The organism is Pseudomonas sp. FP2338, assembly GCF_030687515.1.
Taxonomy (GTDB): Bacteria; Pseudomonadota; Gammaproteobacteria; order Pseudomonadales; family Pseudomonadaceae; genus Aquipseudomonas; species Aquipseudomonas salomonii.
The window spans coordinates 1,733,156-1,748,707 of record NZ_CP117436.1 but is presented as its reverse complement, the minus strand read 5'-3'; the positions used below and the strand labels follow the sequence as shown (position 1 = coordinate 1,748,707).

Below are 15,552 nucleotides of genomic sequence, written 5' to 3'. Positions count from 1 at the left end.
CCAGAAGGCCAGCGCGGACGGCAGTGTCGCGAGGTGAGTGTCGGGAGAGCCGTCCATGGGAGATTCACAGTGAGGTAGATGCCCGGCAGCGTCACACGCACGCAAAGGTTGTTCAATTGCGGGTTGACGGAGTTTGGTTGCGGCCTGGCTAAACAATTGCCATCCCCGCGTATAGCTGGAAATAATGGCGACCCGAGCATGCCCCAAGGATTCGACCGCATGAAAGCTCCCCTGGCCTTCTGTTTACTGGCAAGCGTGGCCACCCACGCCCTGGCCGATTCACGCCTGGACGAGGTGCTGCAAACCGGCACCCTCAGCGTCTGCACCACCGGCGACTACAAGCCCTACACGTCGTTGCGTGCCGATGGGCGCTACGAAGGCATTGATATCGCCATGGCCGAGTCCCTGGCCAAGAGCCTCAACGCCACCATCCAGTGGGTGCCCACCACCTGGAAAACCCTGATGCCGGACTTCCTCGCCCAGCGCTGCGACATCGCGGTGGGCGGAATTTCGGTGTCGTTGGAACGCCAGAAAAAAGCCTTCTTCAGCCAGCCCCTCGGCGTCGATGGCAAGATCCCGCTGGTGCGTTGCGCCGATGTCCAGCGCTACCAGAGCGTCGAGCAGATCAACCAGCCGCAGGTGCGGGTGATCGAGCCGGCAGGCGGCACCAACGAGGTGTTTGCCCGCGCCCACCTGGCCAAGGCGCAAATCCGCCTGCACGACAACGTAACGATTTTCGACGAGCTGCTGGCGGGCAAGGCCGACGTGATGATCACCGACGCGAGCGAAGCGCGCTTCCAGCAAAAACAGAAGCCGGGGCTGTGTGCGGTCAACCCCGAGCGGCAGATGCAGTACAGCGAAAAAGCCTTTTTGCTGCCCCGCGACGACGTGGCGTGGAAAAGCTATGTCGACCAGTGGTTGCACCTGAGCATGGCCACCGGGGTGTATGACGGCATCGTCAATCAATGGCTGGCGGCGCCCTGAGCCGGAGCCGTCTAAGCTGTGGTCACATCAACAATAATGAGGGACGGATAATGAAGGGACTCTTGCGACTCACCTGGCTGCTGCTGTTGGGTTTCAGTCAGGTACACGCGGCCACTCAGGAAGAGGACGCCCAGGCCGCCAAGGCGTTGCTGGAAAAGGCCGTCACCTACTTTCAAAGCAACGGCGACAAGGCGTTCGCCGCGTTCAGCCGCCAAGGTGAGTTTATCGACCATGACCGCTACGTGTTCGTGGTTGATACCAAAGGTGTGTTGCTGGCCAGCGGCGGGCCCTCCTCTGCCTTGATCGGCCGCAATGTGTCCGAAGTGCTCGGGCCAGACCTGCAAGCCTCATTTAAACAGGCGCTGGCCGTGCCCGAAGGCCAGGGCATCCAACAAGCTGACTATCGCTGGCAGAACTGGAATGACGGCAAGGTTGAACACAAGCATGTGTTTTATCAGCGGGTGGGTGAGCGCATTCTGGCGGTGGGTTACTACCTGCCTCGGGCCACTCCGGAACAGGCCCGGGCGTTACGCAACAAGGCAGTGAATGCACTGAACAAGGACGAAGCCGGCACGCTCAAGGCAATCAATTCATTGCAGGGCGGCTTTCTGCAGGATGATTTGTATGTGTTTGTGGTCGACCTGAACACCGGGCGCTATGTGGCGCACGGCACCAACCTGCGACTGGTCAATACCGACTTTCGCAAGATCAAGGACCCGGATGGCAAGCCGGTGGGTGAGCCGATTCTGAAGCTGATGGCCGAGCAGGATCAGGGGGAATACAAGTACCGCTGGAAGAACCCGGTAACCGACAAGGTTGAGAACAAGCATGCGTACGTGCGCAAGGCCGGGCATTTCATGGTGGCGGTTGGGTACTACAGCCCCTGATCTAAGTTGGAATGCCATTCATTGTGGGAGCTGGCTTGCCTGCGATAGCGGTGTGTCAGTTTCATATAAGCAAGCTGACTCACCGCTATCGCAGGCAAGCCAGCTCCTACAGTTTGATCATCATTGTGTCAGTTAACGTGCTTTGTCTTCACGGCCACGCAGCACACGATTGGGCATCGCAATCGCCGCCGCCAGCCCCAGCAACGACACCGCCGCACTCACCATCAGCAAATGCCGGAATGTCACCGCCAGTTCCCCACGCAAGGCATCCTGCGCAGGCCCCGGCGCGGCGTTCAGGCCGTCGAGCAACACGTTGCCGGAACTGCCTTCAGCCCCCAGCGCGCCACTGGCCAAATGCGCAAAGCTGGAATCCTGCAACAACGCCAGCAGCAGCGCCGACATGCACGCCACACCAACCGCCCCGCCCAACGAACGGAACAGGTTAGTGGTGCTGGTGGCCACGCCAATGTCGCGCTGCTCCACCGAGTTCTGCGTGCCCACCAGGGACGTCGGAAACTGCATCCCCGCCGCAATCCCGCACAACAGCATAAACACCGCCGTGAGCGCCACTGCCTGCGGCGCGCTGTAGGCCATGCCGAGAATCGCCAGGGGGCTCAAACATGCGCCGGTGAGGATCATCGGTTTATAACGCCCGGTCACCGAGGTCATGCGCCCGGCGAAATAAGCGCCCATCGGCAAGCCCATGGCCAACGGCAGCAAGTGCAAGGCGGCGCTGTCGGCACCCGAGCCGGTCACCGTCTGATAACGCAACGGCATCAACACCGTCAGGGAAATCGCCTGGAAGCTGGTGAAGAAAATCGTGCACCAGCACAGCACCGCGCTGCGGTTGGCGAACAGGTGCATCGGCAACAACGGCTCGCGCGCCCGGCGTTCGTGCCACACGAACACCGTCAAGGCCACCAGCGCGCAGGCCAACAGCCCCAGCACTTGCTCGTCACGCCAATGATGGCCCTGGCCGATTTCGGTGATGCCCAGCAACAAGGCGGTCAGGCCGATGATCATCAGCACCGTGCCGAGGTAATCGATGATCGGCTTGCGCTGCGGCACTGGCAGGCCCACCAGTGTGCGGTGCGCCACGTACCAGGCGCCGGCACCCAGCGGCAGGTTGATCAAAAACACCCAGCGCCACGACAGGTATTCGGTCATGTACCCGCCCAGCACCGGCCCGGCCACACTGGCCACCGCGTACATGCTGCTGAAATAGCCCTGGTAACGCCCACGCTCGCGGGGCGCGATGATGTCGCCAATGATCGCCTGGCTGACCGAGATCATGCCGCCGGCACCGATGCCCTGCAGAATCCGCGCCAGCACCAACTGCTCCATGCTCTGTGCCATGCCGCAGAACAGCGAGGCCAGGGTGAACACACCCATGCCGATCAACATCATCGGCCGACGCCCATACAAGTCGCCGAGCTTGCCGTAGATCGGCACGGCCACGGTCATCGCCACCATGTAGCCGGAGATCACCCAGGCCAGCAGGTTTACATCATGAAACTGCGCGGAAATCGCCGGCATCGACACGGCGACAATGGTCTGGTCCAGAGCGCCGAGGAAGATTGCCAGCATCAAGGCGGCGAGCACACTGCGAACGGCGGGAGCGGGTTGAGCAGGCTGAGCAGGCTGAGCAGGCTGAGCGGGTTGGTTGAGGCGGGTCACGGCAGAACCTTCGAGCAAGGCCCGCAGGCAAGGAAGGGCCTGCGGGAATGCCGGATACCATAGCAGGCTACTCGATAGCTTCGTAAGGAAGCCCGACGTAATTTTCTGCGATGGTCTGGCGCCCCGCCTGTGAGTGGATGAAATACTCCAGCTCGCTCTGCGCAATGCGCTGGCTGAAGCCGTCGGCTTGCGGGAACTGGTGCAACATCGAGGTCATCCACCAGGAGAACCGCTCGGCTTTCCACACCCGGCGCAGGCAGATGGCCGAATATTTTTCCAGCAGGTCCACGCGGCCCTCGCGGTACACCTTGAGCATGATCCGAAACAGCGTGCTCACATCACTGGCCGCCAGGTTCAAGCCTTTGGCACCGGTGGGCGGCACGATATGCGCGGCGTCACCGAGCAGGAACAGGCGCCCGTACTGCATCGGCTCCACCACAAAGCTGCGCAGCGGCGCGATGCTTTTCTCGATCGACGGCCCGGTCACCAGTTGCTCGGCCAACTGGCTGGGCAGGCGGGTTTTGAGCTCGGCCCAGAAACGCTCATCCGACCAATCACCCAGCGGCTCATCGACCGGCACCTGCAGGTAATAACGGCTGCGCGTCGGCGAGCGCATGCTGCACAACGCGAAACCACGCGGATGTTTGGCATACACCAGCTCGTCATGCACCGGCGGCGTATCGGCGAGGATGCCCAGCCAGCCGAATGGATAGACGCGCTCGAACACCTGCAACGCCTCAGGCGGAATCGCCTGGCGCGCCACCCCGTGGAAACCGTCGCACCCGGCGATGTAGTCGCAATCCAGGCGAAAGGTTTCGCCAGCATGTTGGAAGGTGAGCCAGGGCCGATCAGTTTTAAGGTCATGGGGCTGCACGTCGCGCGCTTCGTACAGCGTGACGGCGCCGGCAGCCTCGCGGGCGCCCATCAAGTCGCGGGTGACCTCGGTCTGGCCGTAGATCATCACCGACTGGCCGCCGGTCAAGCCCTTGAGGTCGATATGGGTCAGCCGGCCATCGAGCGCCAACTCAAAGCCGTCATGCACCAGGCCTTCGGCGTCCATGCGTCGGCTCACGCCCGCCTCGCGCAGCAGGTCGACCATGCCTTGCTCCAGCACTCCGGCGCGGATGCGGCCTTGCACGTAGTCGGCGCTCTGGCGCTCTAGAATCAGGGTCTGGATGCCAGCGTTGTGCAGCAGTTGGCCGAGCAGCAATCCGGAGGGACCGGCGCCAATAATGGCGACTTGGGTTTTTAGCGTTTTCATTATTTTTATGGCCCGCAAGCTTCACCCGAACGGATAGGGTGAAAGAGTTGTCATTCATCTTGTTGCTGATCATTTTTCACTTGAGTGGCCGCCATAAGAAGGTGAAAACTGAGACAAAGCCTGCGCTTTTTGCCAATTGGGGCGATTACCGCACCACTATCCTGAGTATCGGATTGAAACCATGACCAAAACTGCCAGTACCGCGATTCCGGTCTTCAAGCTTTACGGAGAAAGCCAGCAATGGCCGACCCCGGATTTGTTGCACTGTGAAACCATTTCCCGACGGAGCCGGGAATACCAGTGGGAAATCCAACCCCACCGGCACGCGGATCTGTGCCAGTTGCTGTACGTACACAGGGGCCAGGCGCAACTGGAAATCGAAGGCCAGCGCACCACACTCAGCGAAGCCACCTTGCAGGTGCTGCCGCCTTTGTGTGTGCACGGGTTCCGGTTTTCTGAAGATGTGGAAGGTTTTATCGTGACGCTGGCCGCGCCGCTGGTCAGCCATTTGCAGACCCAGCTCGGCGCGACGGTGGACGGTTTGCAAGCCCTGGGCAACTACCCGGCCGGCAAGGACAGCGACTACCTCAACAGCCTGTTCGCGCGCCTGCAGGACGAATACGCCGATGAACAACCGGCCCGCGACATGATGATGCACGCCCTGGTCAGCGTGCTGCTGGTGTGGATCAGCCGCCAGGCGATCCAGCGCCGCCATCCGCGCGCGCCGCGCGGGCGTGAATATTTCCGGCGCTTCACGCAGTTGGTCGAGCAGCATTACCGCGAACACCCGAAGATTGAAGACCTGGCCCACAAGCTGGGTATCTCGGTCTCACACCTGAACGGCACGTGTCGGGAATTGGGTGGGCAGCCTGCCTTGCAGATCATGCATGACCGCCAGTTGCTGGAGGCCAAGCGCCTGCTGACCTATACCAGCATGACCATCAATGAGATGTCGGAGGTGTTGGGGTTTTCCGACCCGACCAACTTCTCCCGGCTGTTCCGCCGCCGGGTGGGGTTTTCGCCCAAGGCGTTTCGCGAGCAACTGAAAGCCGATTGACGCCGGACGCGGAGCGTCCCCGGCGGCATTCCCCTGCGTGGGAACGATCATCTGAGCGCGCTGAAACTACCGGTACGCGGCACACACAGATCCTGATGGCAACTGATCGCAAAGGTCGGTTGCATACGGGTCTGTTCAACCCGGTAGGCGGCCGTGCCGTACAGCGCGGTAGCCAACGCGCACAGGATGAAAATCATCAGGTACTTTCTAATTTTTAGGGTCATGGCACACCTCTGAATAGATCGACTCGGTGCTGTTTAAAGCATAGGTCAATCAGGGCGAGTTGCCATTATTGGGCGTCATTCAACATCTTTATGTCGGCTCTAGAGGCCGATATCCCACACCGGTTCTTCCGGGAACCGCAGCACCAGAAAATCCAGCAGGCTGCGCAGCGCCAACGGCATGTGTTTACGCGAGGCATACACGGCGTAGACGTTCATTTGCTGCGGCTCGGCTTCGGGCAGCAGCCGGGTCAATTCGCCACTGCGGATGTAGTCCCCCGCCTGATAACTGGGCAAGCGCGCCACACCCGCGCCCGCCAGCGTCACACGCAACAAGGTCGTGGCCTCGTTGGCGGTGATATTGCCCTGCACCGCCACCGACACTGGCTCGCCGTTCTCGGTAAAGTGCCACAGGCTTTTGCCGAAATAGGAGTGGGTCAGGCAGTTGTGCTCGGCCAAGTCGTGGACTTGCCGAGGCTGCGGGTGTTCCAGCAGGTACGCCGGTGACGCGCAGATCACCGAACGGCACAGCGTGAGCTTGCGTGCGATCAGGTTGGGGTCCAGCTCAAAGCTGGTGCGGATGGCCAGATCGATGCGCTCATCCACCAGGTTCACTGTGCGGTCGAGCATCTGCAGGTCGATGCTGACCAACGGGAAGCGTTTGACGAATTCGGCCACGGCCTCCGCCAACTGCGCCTGGCCGAATGAGCTGCTGACACTCAGGCGCAACTGGCCGCGCGGCGCTTCATCCGGCTCACTGACGGCCGCCTGCATGTCATTGCACAGCTCGAGCATTTGCCGACAGCGCGGCAGCGTTTCACTGCCGGCGGCGGTGAGGCTGAGCTTGCGCGTGGTGCGATGCATCAGGCGCGCTCCGACCCAGTCTTCAAGTTCAGCCAGATAGCGCGAGACCACCGGCCGCGACAGGTCCAACTGATCAGCGGCGGCGGACTGGCTGCCCAGGTCAACTACCGTGACAAACACCCGCATTGCTTGAAGACGATCCATGATTTGCACGCTTTTAGAAACAAACTATGTCCCAGCATCGCATTTTTTGTTGTGTTTGGTGCAACTAAGCTCTGTGCATCACTTACCTGTTGCTGGAGCTGCACATGATCTCGGTACTTAAACGATTTGCCCTGGCTTCGGCCGCTCTGGCGTTCGCTGCCCACGCTGCGGCTGCCGACCTGAAGCTGGATGCCTACAACCCAGGCGAAGCCGCGATCTTCCCGGTCAGCTCAGTGCTGGTAAGCGGTGTGAAAGACGCCATTCTGGTGGACGCACAATTCGGTAAGGGCCAAGCAGAGGAGCTTGTACAAAAGATTCGTGCCAGCGGCAAACACCTGACCACTATCTACATCAGCCATGGTGATCCGGACTACTACTTTGGCCTCGACACCCTGAGCGCTGCGTTCCCCGACGCCAAGGTAGTGGCACCGCAACCTGTGGTCGATCATATAAAGGCCACCATGGCCGGCAAGCTGGAATTCTGGGGGCCGAAAATGGGCGCCGACAAACCCGCCAAAATCATCGTGCCGCAAGTACTCGAAGGCCATAGCCTGAGCTTGGAAGGCCAGCAGTTGGAGGTCATCGGCCTCAACGGCCCGCAGCCGGATCGCAGCTTCGTGTGGATTCCATCGATCAAAGCCGTCGTCGGCGGTGTAGTAGTCGCTGAAAACATCCACCTGTGGATGGCCGACACCCAGAGCGCGCAGTCACACAAAGACTGGCTGACGACGCTGCAACGTATTGAACAGCTGAAACCCAATACCGTGATTCCAGGCCATTACCTGGGCAACCCTACGCTTAAGTCCGTGGCCTTTACCGCCGACTACATCAAGGCCTTCGATAGCGAGACCGCCAAGGCCAAGGATTCGACTGCGCTGATCGCGGCGATGAAAAAGCGCTACCCCAACCTTAAAGATGAAAGCAGCCTGGAACTGGGTGCCAAAGTCGCCAAGGGCGAAATGAAGTGGTGAATGGTTTTTAAACCCTAACGTACTGGAGAACGTCATGAGCAAGATTGCAATCATTGGTGCCACCGGCCGTGCCGGTAGCCAACTGCTGGAAGAAGCGCTGCGTCGTGGGCATACCGTTACGGCCATTGCGCGTAACACCGACACGCTGGCTGCACGCCCAGGCCTTAGCGTTAAAAAAGTCGACGCCCTTGATGCGGCTGCCTTGCAGCAAGCGGTCAGCGGCCACGACGTGGTGATCAGCGCGGCGCACTTCGCCACCCTGCCCGCCAGCGCCGTGATCGGCCCGGTGAAAAAAGCCGGTGTGAAACGCCTGCTGGTGGTGGGCGGTGCGGGTTCGTTGTTGTTGCCAGGTGGCGGTCGAGTGATCGACAGCGAGGGTTTCCCGGCCGAATACAAAGCCGAAGCCAGCGCCGGTGCCGAGTTTCTCGACGTGCTGCGTCAGGAAAAAGAACTGGACTGGACCTTCCTGTCACCGTCGGCAGAGTTTGTTGAAACCGAGCGCACCGGGAAATTCCGTCTGGGCCAGGATGATCTGCTGGTGAGCGCCGAAGGCCGTAGCTGGATCAGTTTTGCTGACTTTGCCATCGCCCTGATCGACGAAGTGGAAACACCGAAGCACTCGCGCCAACGCTTCACCGTCGGTTACTGACCCTGAGGGAACTGGCTTGTGTGGGAGCTCCCACACATGCCTGGTTCTCATAGTTAGATCTTCAGTGTGAGGACTGGTGTGCCTCGCTCACCAGCCACGCCATCAACGCTTCCAATCCAGCCCAAGGCTCAGCCCCCGGCGGGTACACCAGGTAATAGCCCATCCCGGTCGGCACCCGCAGTTCAAACGGCGTCGCCAGCCGCCCGGCTTTCACATCCTCACCCATCAACGCACTGTCGCCTATCGCCACGCCCGAGCCCTGGGACGCTACCGTCATGGCCAGGTCCAGCGTTTCGAAATGATGCCCCTGAGCCAGGTTGCTCAGCCGCGTATTCGCCGCCTTTAACCACAACGCCCAATCCCGCTCGTCCCGCGTGGGGTGCAGCAGCACCTGTTGTTGCAGGTCTGCCGGGGTGTGCAGACCGCCGAGCAACGCCGGTGCGCAGACTGGCGTGAGTTGCTCATCGAACAGGTGCCGTGCCTCGGCCGACTGCTCGGCGATGGGCGCATAGATCACCGCCGCGTCAAATTGCTCACGCCGAAAGTCCACGGTGTAGGCCACGGTGGTAGTCAGCTCCACTGGCACATCCGGGCGCTCCTTTTGCCACTGCATCAGGCGCGGCAGCAGCCAGCGCATCACACAGGTGGAGGCCTTGAGTTGCAGGGTCGCGCGGCGGCTGCCGATCTGCTCCACCGCATCACCGATCAGGCCGAATACCTGCTGCGCACGCAACGACCATTCGCGGCCTTCTTCGGTCAGGCTCAAGCCGCGTGCCTGGCGCTGAAACAGGGCGTAACCCAGATGGCTTTCCAACCCGGCAATCTGACGGCTCACCGCGCCTTGGGTGATGTGCAGTTGTTCGGCGGCGCGGGTGAAATTGCAGCACTGGGCGGTGACCCAAAACGTGTGCAGCGCGGGCAGTCGTGGAAGGCGTTTCATCGGGGTAAGCCATGACGTGGGAACATGGCTAGTATGACTTTTTATCGATTGTTGCCGCTACGGGCCAGCCGCTCCAATAGCGCCTCGAATCCATAACAAGAGCGACACGTATGGCGACCTGCGGCGAAGTATTGGTCAATCTCCTGGAAAGCTACGGCGTGGACCAAGTGTTCGGCATTCCCGGCGTGCACACCGTTGAGTTGTACCGCGGCCTGGCGCGTTCCGGCATCCGCCACGTCACCCCGCGCCACGAACAGGGCGCCGGGTTCATGGCCGACGGGTATGCGCGCACCCGCGGCAAACCTGGCGTGTGCTTCATAATCACCGGCCCGGGCATGACCAATATCACCACCGCCATGGGCCAGGCCTATGCCGACTCGATCCCGATGCTGGTGATTTCCAGCGTGCAGTCGCGCAGCCAATTGGGCGGCGGGCGCGGCAAACTGCATGAGCTGCCGAACCAGAGCGCGATGATCGCCGGCGTGGCGGCGTTCTCCCATACCTTGATGTCGGCGGCAGAGTTGCCTGGCGTGCTGGCGCGGGCGTTTGCGTTATTCCAGGCGGGGCGACCACGCCCGGTGCATATCGAGATCCCGCTGGATGTGCTGGTGGAGAATGCCGATGCGTTGCTTGGCAGCGCGCCGGTCAGCGTCGCCCGCGCAGGCGCAGCGCCGTCGGCGGTCAAGCAGATGAGCCAGTTGCTCGCAGCAGCCAAACGCCCGCTGATCCTGGCCGGTGGCGGTGCCATCGATGCCGCGCCAGAGCTGACGCGCCTGGCTGAAACCCTCGGCGCGCCGGTGGCACTGACCATCAATGCCAAAGGCCTGTTGCCATCGACGCACCCGCTGCTGATCGGCTCGACGCAAACCCTGGTCGCCACCCGTGCGCTGGTCGCTGAAGCCGACGTGGTGCTGGCCATCGGCACAGAACTGGCGGAAACCGACTACGACGTGACCTTCGCCGGTGGCTTCGAGATCCCCGGCGCACTGCTGCGTGTCGACATCGACGCCGACCAGACCGTACGCAATTACCCGCCGCATGTGGCACTGGTGGCCGATGCGCAGATTGCCGCCGAAGCCTTGCTCGCCGAATTGAACAAAGCGCCGCTGCCTGCACGCGACAGCAATTGGGGCAGCCGACGTGCAGCCCGCTTGTGGGCCGACCTGACGCCCACCTGGGACGCGGCCACCCGCGCGCAAACCCTGTTCCTCAACACCGTGTTGCAAGCGCTGCCCAACGCCGTGCTGGTGGGCGACTCCACCCAGCCGGTGTACAGCGGCAACCTGACCCTGAACCTTGACCACCCACGCCGCTGGTTCAATTCGTCCACCGGCTACGGCACCTTGGGTTACGCCCTGCCCGCCGCCATCGGTGCCTGGCTGGGCCGAGGTGACGGCCAGCCGGTGGTGTGCCTGATCGGCGATGGCGGCCTGCAATTTTCCCTGCCGGAACTGGCCAGTGCGGTGGAAGCGCAGGTGCCGGTCATCGTGCTGCTGTGGAATAACCAGGGCTATGAAGAGATCAAGAAATACATGCTCAACCGCGCCATCGAGCCGGTCGGTGTGGATATCTACACCCCGGACTTTATCGGCGTCGCCAAGGCCTTGGGTTGCGCTGCGGAAAGTGTCCAGGGCATCGAGCCTTTGCGCAGCGCGTTGCGCGCCGCCGCAGATCGCCAGGGGCCGACACTGATTGAAATCAACCAAGGGCTTTGGATGCAGGAGGTGGCGGTATGAGCACAGTTTTGAATGGCGTGTTTATCAATGGCCAATGGCGCGCGGGCCATGAAGTGCTGGAGGTGATCAACCCGGCCACCGAAGCGACCTTGGCCCATGTCAGCGTGGGCGATGCCTCGGCAGTGCAACGGGCGGTCGACGCGGCCAGCGCGGCTTTTGTCAACTGGTCGAACAGCAGTGGCCGTGATCGCGGCGCCCTGTTGCGCAAGGTCGCTCAAGGTGTGGGCAAGCAGCGTGAACAGCTGATGCAGTTGCAGTCGAGCAACAACGGCAAGCCGCTGTTTGAAGCGGGTATTGATGTGGATGACGTGATCGCCACCTTCGAATACTACGCGGGTATCTGCGATGCGATGGACGCAGGACAAGACAGCCCGGTGGCCTTGCCCAACGACGATTTCAGCGCACGCCTGCGCCGCGAACCCTGCGGTGTGGTGGGCTTGATCGTGCCGTGGAACTTCCCGATGGTAACCACCGCCTGGAAGCTTGCCCCCGCGTTGGCGGTCGGTTGCTGCGTGGTGCTTAAGCCGTCGGAAGTCACGCCCCTGGCGGAGTTGCAATTGGCGCGGATTATTGCCGAGGCTGGATTCCCGGCAGGGGTGTTTAACCTGGTGTGTGGCACGGGGCTGGCGGTGGGTGCACCGCTGGCGGCGGACCGTCGCGTGGCGAAAATTTCCTTTACCGGCAGCAATGCGGTGGGCGTGCAGGTGATGCAGCGCGCCGCCGAAACCATCAAGGGGGTGAGCCTGGAACTGGGCGGCAAATCCTCGTTGCTGGTGCTCGCCGATGCAAACCTCGACCTGGCGGTGGAGCTGGCCTGTGGCGGTGGTTTTTTCAACGCCGGGCAGATCTGTTCGGCCACCAGTCGCGTGTTGGTGGCCGACAACCTGGCGGATGAATTCCTGCAGCGTTTGCAGGCACGGGCGGAAGGGATTCGCGTGGCGGACCCGTTTGCCGAGGATGTGGAGATGGGCGCGCTCATCAACCGTGCGCAGTATCAGCGGGTGCTGGGGCATATTCAGCGCGGCATCGATGAAGGCGCGCAGTTGTTGTGTGGCGGCGCTCGCCCGGAGGGCCTGGAAAATGGCTTTTTCATTCGCCCGACGGTGTTTACCGACGTGCCGCTGGACAGCGCCTTGTGGAACGAAGAGATCTTTGGTCCGGTGCTGTGCGTACGACGTTTTGCCACGGAGGCCGAGGCCATCGCCCTGGCCAACGACAGCGACTTCGGCCTGGTCGCCAGTGTGGTGAGCGCCCACATCGACACCGCCGAACGCGTGGCCAATGCCTTGCAGGCGGGCCTGGTGTGGATCAACGCACCGCAGGTGATCTTCCCGCAGACGGCATGGGGCGGCTACAAGCAGAGCAGTATCGGCCGCGATCTGGGGCCGTGGGGGTTGGCGGCGTTTCAGGAGATCAAGCATGTGATTCGTGCCAGCTGACACCACGGTGCTCTTTATTGCCCTATCTTCAGCCCGCTACCCCTCGACCTGCTGTGGCCTGGTGGTCAGTGTGCTGATCGTCCCAAGCTTGAACCCAAAGCATTACAGCCGACATATCCACTGACGTCGTGTTGCCAACATTTTATGTCCCACACCAAACATAGAAACGCCCTACAGCGCTTTCTAATGGCACGACCGTTCCGTTAAGCTTTTGCCAGTCTTGTACTGAGTTCGGTACAAAGGGTTTACGGACGAAACCGATGCTAAACAGTAACTTGCTCAGAAAGCTCGATATGCAGGACTTGATGGTGTTTATTGCCGTCTATGACCAGAGCAGCGTTACCGAGGTGTCCGAGACGCTGTTCGTCAGCCAGTCAACCGTGAGCTACAGCCTGAAGAAGCTGCGCACCAGTTTTGAGGATGAGCTGTTTATCAACACGCGGGCCGGCATGCGCCCGACGTACAAGGCCACCACCATGTACGGGCACGTGCAGAAGATCCTCGAAAGCATCAACCTGTGCCATGCCGGCAGCCAGGCCTTCGACCCGACGCAGCAGGCGGTGACCTTCAATGTCTGTGCCCCGGAATATTTCGAACAGTTGATTTTGCCGCGCCTGTTGAAGCACTTCGACCGAGCCGACTTGCCGGTGAGCGTCAATGTGCAAAAGCTTGAAACCGAGATGCCCGCCAATGACCTGCGTGAAGGCCGCCTCGACCTGGTGATCTGTTTCGGCCCGCACCTTCACCGCGCCCACAAAGACTTCAAGACCCAGATGCTGCTGGAAGACGATCTGGTGTGCGTGTTCGATAAACGTTCGAGCCCGCGCGAGCCGGCCTTCAGCTTGCAATCGTTTGTCGAACGACGCCACGTGTTCCCCACGCCCTGGACTTGCGACACCAACATGATTGACGGCTGGCTGGCACGCCAGGCTCACAAGCGCCAGGTGATTGCCCGCGCCAACAGCTACAGCGCCGCCTTGAAGATGATCAGCGGCACCGACTTTATCGTCACCCTGCCCCGTCGCGTGCAAAAGCTGCTGGCCCCGGCCACCGTGTTCGGCCATTGCGAAGCGCCGAACGGGTTGCCGGGTTTTACCCTGGACATGCAGTGGAATGAAACCAGTGGCCAGGACAGCGCCAATACCTGGTTTCGTGAGCAGATCGTCAAGGTGTGCGCCGATCAGGGCTTGTTGTAACCCTTAGCCGATTGCGACTTTGCTGTAGGAATCACGATCCATGTCCAGCAACTGGACACTGAGTTGAACCTGCAAATCGGCCGGCCACTCAGCGGCGTCCTGCAGGGCCGCCAACAAGCTTTCCGACAACTGCTGCTTGACCTGCGGTGAGCGCCCGCTGAGCAGCGAGAGCTTTACCGCAATAAAACCGCGCGGGCTGAGGGAGGTGCCCACCTGGAAACTCTCGACCTTGATTGCACGGCTCTTGATATCGAACTCGGAACCGAACTGCCCGGACGCCATCAGCACGTTGTTCAGGCGCAGCAGGGTTTTCTCGACGGCAAGGCCGGTCAGGTTGGCGGTGTATTCCAGGTGCAGGTGCGGCATGAAAAGCTCCGAGTGGGCTTGAAAAGAAACCTACATATAGCATGCAGCTGAACGAAGTCAGACCGATTTCAATGTGAAATTTCGATCAGCTCCCGCAGCGAAGGATTTTCCCAGAACGCCACGATCACCAACACCCCGGAACACAGCGCCTTGAAGGCTTATCTCAAGATTTTTCCGCGAGTACCGGTAACCTGTCGCGCTCACTCATGAACGCCTCCAGCCGCGAACGCATCCAGCGTTCGGCAGGGTCGGTGTCGACATGGCTGAGCCAGACCATGGACAGGTCCAAAGTCGGGGTTTCAAACGGGAACGGCTCACAGAACAGATTGCCGCCGGCAGCCATGGCATGGGCGGTGTAATCCGGCAGGCTGGCGATCATGTCGGTGCCGGCGAGCAATGCCGGCAATGCACTGTATTGCGGCACCGACAGCACCACATGGCGCTTGCGACCAATCTCGGCCAGCCACTCATCGGCAAACCCGGACACGTTGGCGGTGTGAGACACCAGCACATGAGGGCGCGCGCAGTATTCGTCGAGGGTCAGCGGTGTGTCCGAGGCATCGGCACGCAACAGGCAGGGGCGGATATGCCGCAACAACTTGCGCTTGGCATTGGCCGGCAGGCCGCGGGTCTGGGTGATGCCCACGGTGATATCGCCGGAAGCCAGCAGGTCGGGGATGCGCCAGTAATCGACGTGCTGCACCACAAACACCACCAACGGCGCTTCCTGGCGCAAGGCCCGCAACAGCGGCGGCAGCAGGCCGAATTCGACGTCATCGGACAGGCCGATGCGGAAGGTCATGGTGCTTTGGGTCGGGTCGAAATCGTGGGTCAGGCTCAAGGCCGACGACAATGAGTCCAGGGCCGGCGACAGGTGCTGGATGATCTCTTCGGCCCGTGCGGTGGGCTCCATGCGGTGACCGACGCGAATAAACAGCGGGTCGTTGAACAAGGTGCGCAGGCGGTTGAGGGCCGAACTGATGGTCGGCTGGCCGAGAAACAGTTTCTCTGCCACCCGCGTCACATTGCGCTCGAGCATCAGTGCTTCGAAGACCACCATCAGGTTGATGTCGGCCTTGCGTAATTCGTTGCGATTCATCGGCGCCTGCCCCTTTCCCCAAGACAAGCCGCAGTTTAGAAAGCCCGGGGGGCTGCGTCTA

The 15,552-nt window shown here is 61.3% G+C and carries 15 protein-coding genes; 8 read left to right on the top strand and 7 right to left on the bottom strand.

All coding sequences use genetic code 11. The annotated features are described in order from the left end of the window. Positions 1 to 219 precede the first annotated feature (219 nt). Both PSH96_RS07955 and PSH96_RS07950 read left to right on the top strand, forming a co-directional pair. Complete coding sequence (locus tag PSH96_RS07955) at positions 220 to 984, top strand: transporter substrate-binding domain-containing protein (protein ID WP_065929149.1); 765 nt, start codon at positions 220 to 222, stop codon at positions 982 to 984. A gap of 50 nt (positions 985 to 1,034) precedes the next feature. Then, positions 1,035 to 1,871: a cache domain-containing protein gene (locus PSH96_RS07950; protein ID WP_305458588.1), complete on the top strand. Its 837-nt coding sequence runs from the start codon at positions 1,035 to 1,037 to the stop codon at positions 1,869 to 1,871. Positions 1,872 to 2,003: 132 nt separating this feature from the next. Here the strand turns inward: PSH96_RS07950 and PSH96_RS07945 are convergent, their stop codons facing one another. Further along, positions 2,004 to 3,548, bottom strand: a complete 1,545-nt coding sequence (locus tag PSH96_RS07945; protein ID WP_370694328.1) for an MDR family MFS transporter — start codon at positions 3,546 to 3,548, stop codon at positions 2,004 to 2,006. Between the two features lie 67 nt (positions 3,549 to 3,615). After that, a complete protein-coding gene (gene pobA / locus PSH96_RS07940; RefSeq protein WP_305458587.1) occupies positions 3,616 to 4,809 on the bottom strand; it encodes a 4-hydroxybenzoate 3-monooxygenase in 1,194 nt (397 codons plus the stop codon). A 181-nt stretch (positions 4,810 to 4,990) separates the two neighbouring features. Between pobA and PSH96_RS07935 the strand changes: the two genes are divergently transcribed. Further along, positions 4,991 to 5,866 carry a helix-turn-helix domain-containing protein gene (locus PSH96_RS07935; protein WP_065929145.1) on the top strand — a complete coding sequence of 292 codons (876 nt, stop codon included), beginning with the start codon at positions 4,991 to 4,993 and terminating at the stop codon, positions 5,864 to 5,866. 47 nt (positions 5,867 to 5,913) lie between these two features. Here the strand turns inward: PSH96_RS07935 and PSH96_RS07930 are convergent, their stop codons facing one another. Both PSH96_RS07930 and PSH96_RS07925 read right to left on the bottom strand, forming a co-directional pair. Continuing rightward, the gene (locus PSH96_RS07930; RefSeq protein WP_017137373.1) at positions 5,914 to 6,090 is read right to left on the bottom strand and encodes a hypothetical protein; all 177 of its coding nucleotides are present in this window, start codon (positions 6,088 to 6,090) and stop codon (positions 5,914 to 5,916) included. A 99-nt stretch (positions 6,091 to 6,189) separates the two neighbouring features. Then, positions 6,190 to 7,095, bottom strand: coding sequence for a LysR family transcriptional regulator (locus tag PSH96_RS07925; protein WP_056857325.1), 906 nt, complete (start codon positions 7,093 to 7,095; stop codon positions 6,190 to 6,192). A 104-nt stretch (positions 7,096 to 7,199) separates the two neighbouring features. On the opposite strand from PSH96_RS07925, the gene PSH96_RS07920 reads away from it, so the two are divergent. Together PSH96_RS07920 and PSH96_RS07915 are read left to right on the top strand one after the other, a co-directional pair. Further along, positions 7,200 to 8,066 (top strand): MBL fold metallo-hydrolase, encoded by an 867-nt coding sequence (locus PSH96_RS07920; RefSeq protein ID WP_305458586.1) that lies wholly within the window; start codon positions 7,200 to 7,202, stop codon positions 8,064 to 8,066. Positions 8,067 to 8,100: 34 nt separating this feature from the next. Next, positions 8,101 to 8,715 carry an NAD(P)-dependent oxidoreductase gene (locus PSH96_RS07915; protein ID WP_065929143.1) on the top strand — a complete coding sequence of 205 codons (615 nt, stop codon included), beginning with the start codon at positions 8,101 to 8,103 and terminating at the stop codon, positions 8,713 to 8,715. Positions 8,716 to 8,776: 61 nt separating this feature from the next. Here the strand turns inward: PSH96_RS07915 and PSH96_RS07910 are convergent, their stop codons facing one another. Beyond that, positions 8,777 to 9,655, bottom strand: coding sequence for a LysR substrate-binding domain-containing protein (locus PSH96_RS07910; RefSeq protein WP_305458585.1), 879 nt, complete (start codon positions 9,653 to 9,655; stop codon positions 8,777 to 8,779). Positions 9,656 to 9,765: 110 nt separating this feature from the next. Between PSH96_RS07910 and PSH96_RS07905 the strand changes: the two genes are divergently transcribed. From PSH96_RS07905 to PSH96_RS07895, 3 genes are all read left to right on the top strand, one after another. Then, complete coding sequence (locus PSH96_RS07905; RefSeq protein WP_305458584.1) at positions 9,766 to 11,391, top strand: 5-guanidino-2-oxopentanoate decarboxylase; 1,626 nt, start codon at positions 9,766 to 9,768, stop codon at positions 11,389 to 11,391. Beyond that, the gene (locus tag PSH96_RS07900) at positions 11,388 to 12,830 is read left to right on the top strand and encodes an aldehyde dehydrogenase family protein (RefSeq protein ID WP_305458583.1); all 1,443 of its coding nucleotides are present in this window, start codon (positions 11,388 to 11,390) and stop codon (positions 12,828 to 12,830) included. Before PSH96_RS07905 ends, PSH96_RS07900 begins: the two co-directional genes overlap by 4 nt. Before the next feature lie 260 nt (positions 12,831 to 13,090). After that, positions 13,091 to 14,026 (top strand): LysR family transcriptional regulator, encoded by a 936-nt coding sequence (locus PSH96_RS07895; RefSeq protein WP_305458582.1) that lies wholly within the window; start codon positions 13,091 to 13,093, stop codon positions 14,024 to 14,026. Positions 14,027 to 14,029: 3 nt separating this feature from the next. Here the strand turns inward: PSH96_RS07895 and PSH96_RS07890 are convergent, their stop codons facing one another. Together PSH96_RS07890 and PSH96_RS07885 are read right to left on the bottom strand one after the other, a co-directional pair. Further along, a complete protein-coding gene (locus PSH96_RS07890) occupies positions 14,030 to 14,392 on the bottom strand; it encodes a 5-carboxymethyl-2-hydroxymuconate Delta-isomerase (protein ID WP_056857332.1) in 363 nt (120 codons plus the stop codon). Between the two features lie 163 nt (positions 14,393 to 14,555). Next, the gene (locus PSH96_RS07885; protein WP_058419579.1) at positions 14,556 to 15,491 is read right to left on the bottom strand and encodes a LysR substrate-binding domain-containing protein; all 936 of its coding nucleotides are present in this window, start codon (positions 15,489 to 15,491) and stop codon (positions 14,556 to 14,558) included. Between the last annotated feature and the right edge of the window lie 61 nt (positions 15,492 to 15,552).